The 7,947-nt window shown below is 74.4% G+C and carries 6 protein-coding genes and 1 pseudogene; 5 read left to right on the forward strand and 2 right to left on the reverse strand.

Annotated features, from left to right (window positions below; translation table 11 throughout):
* Nucleotides 1-178 precede the first annotated feature (178 nt).
* A complete protein-coding gene (locus I5Q34_RS31540; RefSeq protein ID WP_199895865.1) occupies nucleotides 179-1,942 on the reverse strand; it encodes a TIGR03767 family metallophosphoesterase in 1,764 nt (587 codons plus the stop codon).
* 445 nt (nucleotides 1,943-2,387) lie between these two features.
* On the opposite strand from I5Q34_RS31540, the gene I5Q34_RS31545 reads away from it, so the two are divergent.
* From I5Q34_RS31545 to I5Q34_RS31565, 5 genes are all read left to right on the forward strand, one after another.
* Entirely contained in the window at nucleotides 2,388-4,415 is a 2,028-nt protein-coding gene (locus tag I5Q34_RS31545; RefSeq protein WP_199895866.1) for a prenyltransferase/squalene oxidase repeat-containing protein, read from the forward strand.
* Complete coding sequence (locus I5Q34_RS31550) at nucleotides 4,412-5,677, forward strand: FAD-dependent oxidoreductase (RefSeq protein ID WP_199895867.1); 1,266 nt, start codon at nucleotides 4,412-4,414, stop codon at nucleotides 5,675-5,677. Before I5Q34_RS31545 ends, I5Q34_RS31550 begins: the two co-directional genes overlap by 4 nt.
* Before the next feature lie 166 nt (nucleotides 5,678-5,843).
* Nucleotides 5,844-6,818 (forward strand): ParB/RepB/Spo0J family partition protein, encoded by a 975-nt coding sequence (locus tag I5Q34_RS35250; RefSeq protein WP_234429714.1) that lies wholly within the window; start codon nucleotides 5,844-5,846, stop codon nucleotides 6,816-6,818.
* 78 nt (nucleotides 6,819-6,896) lie between these two features.
* Nucleotides 6,897-7,280 (forward strand): hypothetical protein, encoded by a 384-nt coding sequence (locus I5Q34_RS31560; RefSeq protein WP_199895868.1) that lies wholly within the window; start codon nucleotides 6,897-6,899, stop codon nucleotides 7,278-7,280.
* Between the two features lie 127 nt (nucleotides 7,281-7,407).
* Nucleotides 7,408-7,731, forward strand: coding sequence for a hypothetical protein (locus I5Q34_RS31565; protein WP_199895869.1), 324 nt, complete (start codon nucleotides 7,408-7,410; stop codon nucleotides 7,729-7,731).
* A 4-nt stretch (nucleotides 7,732-7,735) separates the two neighbouring features.
* Here I5Q34_RS31565 and I5Q34_RS35255 read toward each other — a convergent pair.
* Nucleotides 7,736-7,837 (reverse strand): annotated as a pseudogene (locus I5Q34_RS35255) (ribokinase); the annotation flags it as partial.
* Between the last annotated feature and the right edge of the window lie 110 nt (nucleotides 7,838-7,947).

The raw sequence follows: 7,947 nt of genomic DNA on the forward strand, positions 1-7,947 counted from the left end.
CCCTTCGTTGCGCCGGAATCACGAGCCGTCCGTCCCCCAGGAAACCGCAGGCACGTGAACACCGCGGATCCCGGAGGGACTTGCCCTTGACGCCGATGCCGTCATCCTACGGTGCTGTCATCACTTGCGACACGGGTGAGGCGATACCTGTGCGACGGGAACCGCGGCGGGACCGCCCTCACCTCCTCCCCGGCCGTGCCAGCACCAGCTCCGTGTTGTGGTCGAGGGCCGTGCCCAGCCTCTTCGCCGGGCTGGCGTACGGGTCGTTGTAGGACAACTCCCGGTACAGCGCGGCCAGTCCCGCCTCCGAGGTGTCCGCGACGTCGGTGCGGTAAGGGGCGGCGGACTCGACGAGCGTGGTGAACAGGGACAGCGTGCCGTCGCCGTTGTCGGTCAGCTCGACGATCCTGGCCTGCTGCGGATAGTCGATGTGGGAAGCGGTGTTGATCTCCCAGAAGGCCCGCTCGGGCACGGCGTGGCCGTGCGGGGTGATGCGGTTCTCGTGGCTGTGGCCGTTGACCCAGGCGACCACGTTGGGGAAGCGCTGGAGGAGGGCGACCAGCGCGCCGCCGTCGTGCCGCTTCTCGAAGGGGTGGTGCGGGTCGGGCAGCAGGTTGCCCATCGACGTGCTGGTGTGGTGGCTGAAGACGACGACCGGTTCGTCCTGGCCCTTCCCGCGCACCGCGCGGCCGTCCTTGTCGTACCAGTGGCCGCTGCGGGACTTCAGGACCGACTCCAGCCACGTCAGCTGGGCCGTCCCGATCGAACCGTCGGCGAAACCGGCCGGGTTGGTGGTGTCCAGGCTCACGCCCAGGACGCCCTGGGCGATGCGGAAGGTGTAGTACAGCCGGCCCTGCTCCACGGCCGAGGGCGTGAACCCGTGGCCCGCCGGCCCGGCCCCGGTGTACCGCGGGTCGAGGTGGGCCTTCGCGAACTCGGCCGGGGTGAACGGCGCGCGGCGCGGGTCGGGGGTGACGCGGCGGACGGGACCGGCCGTCCTCAGCAGGCGGGCCAGGTGTTTGACGGCCTTCCCGGGATCGGTGCGCAGGGCGTCGGCCAGCGCGGCCGCCTCGGCCCGGTCGCAGCCCTCCAGCTTCCGGTCGCCGGTGTAGAGGGCGCGGAGCAGGCCGAGGTCGGGCAGCGTGCCCTCGACGCTGTCGTCGTGGTTGCCGACCGTGGTGTACCAGGGAGTGCGCAGCCCCGGCGCGGCGAAGGGACGGCCCGCGGCCGTCAGGAGGCCGGGTATCCGGGGGAAGCCCTTGGCCTTGTAGGCGTCGTTCGCCGGCGACTCGGGGTTCCAGTAGTCGGCGCTGCCGGAGTTCTGGACGCCCTCGTAGCGGGCGGGGGCACCGCTGTTCGGGGTGATCCGGCCGCCGCCCATCACCGAGAGGTACCAGTCGAGTTCGACCTTCTCGTGGTTGTCGGTGTTGTCGCCGGTGGCCATCACCAGGGAGAAGGGGGCACCCGTGTACGGGCCCCGGCCCAGCGCGTTGACCCGCTCCACGAGGGACGAGGCGCCGCGCACCGTGAGCGTCTCGTGGGGGCGGTGCGCGCTGTCGATCAGGCGGGCCAGGTACTCGAACCGCACGGGCGACTCGGTGTCGGCCAGGTGCAGATCGGTGAACTGCACGAAGCAGGCCAGCGCGGTGCGCGAGCCGTCGCGGGCGGCGGCCCGCCGGGCGCCGCGGGGGGCGAGGTCGCCCCGGACGACCAGCGGCCAGCCGGGGCCCGCCTTCAGCCGCTTGTACGGGCCGGCGCCGGTGGGCTCGGCGACCTGGGCGAGGGTCGTCCCCTCGACGCGGACGGCCCGCGCGGCGGTGGCGGCGACGGCCCGGTCGAGCGCGGCCGCGGACGCGAAGCGGCCGTCGGCCAGGGACAGGGACGCCGCGGCGGTCACCGCCGCCGTGCCGGTGAGGAACTGGCGCCTGTTGTATGAGGACATGCCTCGTTCTCCTGGTGGGGTGCCGGACAGTCCTGGTGGGGTGCCGGACAGCGGAATCGCACTACTGTTCAGTAATGGTGGGTCGTCGGAATGACGAGCGGCCCCGGCCGTCGTGTGAACGATCGGCGAAGGGTTGGTGAGCGACCGGTGTATGTCCGACGATTGACGGCCGCGGGATGATCCATGGCGCGGCCGGGCGGGACGAACGCGTCATGTCTCCAGGATCGTCCGGAATGGCCCGTGCAGCACCGTCAGTTGCCCATCTTTCCCGCCAAGTCGCCATGAATTCGGTCCCCTTGGCCATAGCGAGAGCGCGGTGTGCCGCCCCGGCGCGGCCATCCCGTCGCTCTTTCGGATGAGTTGCGTTTTCGCACCCCCGGCCGGCGCCAGCATGTAGGGGACTTCACGACGACCCCACAGGCGTATTCCGAGGAGCGGCGCGTCCATGCCCACCACCGGCACCACGGGTGACTCCCGCACCCCCGTCCCGGCGCGCAGCGCCGCCGGCGCCCACGCGGCCGCCCGCGCACACCTGCTCGGCCTCCAGCGCCAGGACGGCTCCTGGGAGGGCGAGATGGAGTGGAACGCCGCCCTCCTCGCCCAGTACGTCATCGTCCTGCGGATCCTGGAGCGCCCCCTCGACGAGCCGACGCGCCGGGGCGTCGTCCAGCACCTCCGCCGCACCCGCCGCCCCGGCGGCGGCTGGGCCATGCACCGCCAGGGCCCGCCCTCGCCCTACGTCACCACCCTGGCCTACCTCGCGCTGCGCCTGCTCGGCACCGCCCCCACCGACCCCCTGGCCGCCGAGGCCGCCGCCTGGCTCCGCGCCCTGCCCGGAGCCCCGGCCGTCCCCGAATGGGGCAAGTTCTGGCTGGCCGTCCTCGGCCTGATCCCCTACGAGGACCTCGCCCCCGTCCCGCCCGAGGCCATGCTGCTGCCCGCCCGGTTCCCCCTGCACCCCTCGCGGCTGCTGGGCTGGACCCGCATGCTCTACCAGCCCATGGCCTACATCTACGGCACCCGCTTCCACATGGACCTCGGCCCGCTCGCCGGCCAACTGCGCCAGGAACTGTTCCCCCACGGCGGCGGCCCCGGCGCGCCTCTGCCCGGCACCGACGCGCACCTGCCGCGCGGCCGCCCGCTGCGCGTCCTGCAGTGCTGCCTGCGCGGCTGGGAACGCGTGCACAGCCCACGGCTGCGCCGCGCCGCCCTGGAACGCTGCCACCGCGCCGTCGCCGACGAGCAGCACGCCTCGCCCCACCACGGCCTGTCCTGTGCCAACGCCCTCCTGGAGTGCCTGGCCCTGTACGCCCACGACCGCGACCACCCCCTGCTCGAAGGGGCCGTCGCCCGCCTCGCCTACTGGCGCTGGTCCGACGCCCGGCGCGGGGTGCGCCTCTGCGGCGACCGCTCCAAGGTCTGGGACACCTCCTTCGCCGCGCAGGCCCTCCTCGCCGCGGACCCGGACCACGTGCCCGATCCGGTCCGCCGCGCCCGGGCCCACCTCGCCGCCGCCCAGATCACCGAGTACACCGGACTGGTCCCGCCGCTGCGCACCGTGCCCGGCGGATGGGCGTTCTCCGACGGCCGCAGCCGCTGGCCCGTCGGCGACTGCACCGCCGAGGCCCTCAACGCCCTCCTGGACCAGGAGAGTCAGGCACCCCCGCCGCTGCCGCCGCCCTCCCTGCGCGCCGCACTGGAGGTCATGCTGGACCGGCAGAACCGCGACGGCGGCTTCGGCACCCTCGACCGGCAGCGCGCGGGACGGTGGCTGGAGGCGCTCAACCCCACCGAGATGTTCCCCGGCTGCATGACGGACACGTCCTCCGTGGACTGCACCGGCTCCGTCCTCACCGCCCTGGCCCGGCTGCGCCGCCACCTGGACCCGGACGACCGCCGCCGCGCCGAGGCGGCGACCGGCCGCGCCGTCGCGTACCTGCGCTCCGCCCAGCAGCCCGACGGCTCCTTCCCCGGCACCTGGGGCATCCACCACACCTACGCCGCCTTCCTCGCCGCCCGCGGACTGCGCGCCGCGGGCGTCCGCCCCGACGACCCGGCCCCGGCCGGCCTAGGCCGCTGGCTGGCCACGACCCAACTGGCCGACGGCGGCTGGGGCGAGGACTGGCGGGGCTGCGCCGCCCGCCGCCACATCCCCCTCGACCACGGCCTGCCCGAGATGACGAGCTGGGGCGTCCTGGCCGCGCTCGACACCCTCGGCCCCCGCCACCCCGTCGTCGAACGCGGCATCCGCTGGCTGTGCGACCACCAACGGCCGGACGGCTCCTGGGAGAACGACCACGTCAACGGCGTCTCCTTCGCCACCCTGCTGCTCCACTACCCCCTCTACGCCGCCTACTTCCCGACCCTGGCCCTGGGCCGCTACCTGCACGCGACCGCGACCACCACCCCCGCGACGGGGTCGCCCGCACGGGCCTGGACCACGGGCGCGCCCGCCCCCGGCAAGGAGCGATGAACACGACATCCTTCGACGTGGCCGTCGTCGGCGCCGGGCCGGCCGGCTGCGCCACCGCCCTCGCCCACGCCCGGCTCGGCCGGCGCGTCCTCCTCCTGGAGGCGGCGCACCGGGCCCCCGCCCGCCTGGCCGGCGAATGGCTCCACCCCCAGGGCCTCGACGTCCTGCGCCGGCTGGGCGTCGACCTGGCCCCGGCCCGGCCCGTCACCGCCCACGGCTTCGTCCTCCACCCCGAGGACGACGGCCCGCCGATCACCCTGCCCTGCCCCCGGGACGGCCGGGCCGCCTCCCTGCACCACCGCGACCTCGTCACCGCCCTGCGCACCGCGGCCGGCGCCCACCCCGGCATCTCCCTCGCCCTCGGCGCACGCGTCACCGCCGTCCGCGACACCACCGTCACCTGGGCCCGGGACGCCGGACCCGAACGGCACGTCCGCGCGCACCGCATCGTCGGCGCCGACGGCCAGTCCTCCCTCGTCCGGCGCCTGTTGAGCCCCGCACCGGCACCCGCGACCACGATCTCCCGCACCGCCGGACTGCTGCTGCGCGGCGTCGCCCTGCCCCGGGAGGGCTACGGCCACCTCTTCGCCGGCGCCCCCGGGCCCGTCGTCGCCTACCGCCTGGACGCCGACACGGTACGGCTGATCCTGGACGTCCCCCTGCTGCCGCTGCACGGCGAACGGCTCCTGGCCTACGTGCGCCACGCCTACCCGCCCGCCCTGCCCGCGCCGCTCGGCCGCGCCCTGCGGGCGGCGCTGGACCGCGCCACCCCGCAATGGGCCGTCAACCGCCTGCGTCCCCGAGACTTCCACGGCCGGGGCCGGCACGCCCTGGTCGGCGACGCGGCCGGCACCTGCCACCCGCTCACCGCGTCCGGCCTCACCATCGCCCTGCGCGACGCCGAATGCCTCGCCCGTGCCCGGGACGTCGCCGCCCACTCGGCCCGCCGAGCGGCCGCCGTCCGCGCCCACGAACACCTCGCCGCCGCGCTCCACCGCCTCTTCTGCGACCCCGCCCGGCCCACCGCCGACCTGCGCCGCGGCCTCTACGCCGTGCTGCGCGCCAGCGCGTCCGAACGCGAACGCACGATGCGGGTCCTGTGCGTGGAGGAACACAGCACCCCGGCCCTCACCGGCGCCGTCCTCCACGTCGCGGCCCGCACCGTGCGGGAGCGCCTCGCGGCGGGGGAGGGGTGGCGGGGGATCGCCGACTGCGCGGGCTGGCTGCGGTGGATGAGCCGCACGCCCGGATCCCTGATCTGACGCTCCGTCATTGCTCGGAAAAAACCCGCGCATTGGCGATAGAAGACGGCTAACCCTCCATAGAAAACTCCACATGCTCATCACCGCGCATATCGCTGTACATTGCAAGCGAATGATCAAAAATGGCTGTTGGAAGCCGTGTGCCATGTTTTTCCGAGAGGTGCGTATGAGAGCCGTCGATCATCCGGAGCACCGGCCGCCGGACGGCGGCGCATATGAACTGCGCAAGGTCCGGCTGACCGCCATCGCACCCACCCCCCTCAACCCGCGCCGCACCTTCGGCACGGCCGAGGAACGGACGGCCCTCGGCGAGAGCATGCGCAGGGCCCAGCTCGCACCCTGCGTCGCGATGTCACGACACGCCTACACGGCCCTGTGGCCCGAGCACACCGACGCCGTCGGAGCCGCGGAATACGTCCTCATCAACGGCGAACGCCGCTACCGCAGCGCCCTGCACGTGGGCCTCCCCACGCTGGACCTCGCGATACGCGACCGGCTGGCGACCTCCCGCGAGGACCTCGTCAACTACGTACTGGCGGAGAACCTCGAACGCGAGGACTTCGACGTCATGGAACGCGCACGCGGGGTCCGCCAGCTCGTCAACATCTGCGCGGAACAAGGAGCGTTGGGCGCCCAGAGCCGGGCCGCTGCCCGCCTGGGGCACAATCGCTCCTGGGTCACCAACCAACTCGCCCTCCTGCGCCTCCCGCAGGAGATCCAGGACATGCTCAGCTCCGGCGAACTCCCCGAACGCGAGGGCCGCCGCCTGGCCCGCCACCACAAGCAGCACCCCGAGCTGAGCACCGAGGACCTGCTGGACCACTGGAGGAGCACGAGGGAACGGCAGAGGAGGGAGCGCACGCCCGCCCCCGTTCCACCGTCCCCGGCACCCATACCCCCGCCCACCAGGCCCCCGTTGCCCACGGACAACACCCGGCACCCGCTCCCCGGACTCCCGCGACGCCCGTACCCGTATCCGTACCTGCACCGCCCGGGCATCCCCCGCTCCGTCGTCCCCGCCGCGGCCCTCCTGGTCCGCAGACTGGGCGCGACCCCGCGCGACCAGGCCCGGACCCTGGCGGCCGGGCTCGACGCGCGGGGCTTCAGGGAACTCTTCGACGCGCTGCGCGTCTACCTGTGAGAAGGGCGGAGCCACCCCTGGGGCCACACCCCTCCCGGCGCAACATCATCATCCGGCTGCCGCCTACACTTAATTCCCGTGAAGCCCGGAAGAATCACCGCACGCGCGGCGCGACTCGCCGCCCCCCTCGCCCTCGCCACCGCCCTGCTGGGCGTGTCCACGACCCTCGGCGCCGGCTCGTTCGCGGCCGAAGTGCCCCCGGCGTCCCCGTCCGTCGTGACGACGGAGACGCCCGGCAAGACGCCGGCGGCCCCCTACGGCACCCTCCCGGCCGAAGGACGCCAGGCGCCGGCCGCCAAGAACTGCGCGAAGATACCCGGCAAGAAGAAGGGCAGTTGCAACGAACCGCACCGCAAGTGCCGGAAGAAGGGCGCCACGGCCGTCTCCTCGGGCGGAGTGAAACTCACCTGCCGCGTGGCCCCCTGGGACGGACGACTGCGCTGGCTGGCCGCCGGGGAATGAGCGGGAAGGCGTGCCGTCCCCCGAACGGGTGAAGAGGAGGTGACGGGCTGAACGGGAGCACCCCGGAGGGGGACCGTTGCAGCCCCGGGGGCCCGGCCCCGCACGGGCCCCGAAGGAGTGGCACACCATGATGACGCTCACGTCCGCAACCCGCGCCGCACTGACCGCCGTTGCCGCACTCCTGCCGGCCGCCGGGCCCGCCCTCGACGCCCGGGCCGCCACCGGCAGGTTCATCTACGACCGGATCGACGGCAGCCACGGGAGGTTCGACAACCCGGCCGACAGCGTGTGCCACGACTTCGACATGCCCGCCCACGGCGCCGACAACCAGACCGGCACCGATGCCCGGGTGTACGACACCTACGGGTGCGGCGGCGGCAGCGAGGTCGTCCCGAAGCGCACGGCAGTGATCTGGGGAAGGTTCAGGGGGGAGAGCGTGCGCTTCGGCTGACAGATCACGCGGGCAGCTCGGCCACCGTCGGGTACGACGACTGCGCCCCCGGCCGGGTCACGGACGCGGCACCGACCCGTACCGCGAACCGCGCCGCCTCCACCAGCGGGGGGGCCCCCCCCCCCGGGGGGGGCCCCCCCCCCCGGGGCCCCCCCCCCCCCCCCCCCGGGGGGCCCCCCCCCCCCCCCCCCCCCCCCCCCCCCCCCCCCCCCCCCC

The sequence above is a fragment of the Streptomyces sp. AV19 genome (assembly GCF_015999245.1).
In the GTDB taxonomy this organism is placed as follows: Bacteria; Actinomycetota; Actinomycetes; order Streptomycetales; family Streptomycetaceae; genus Streptomyces.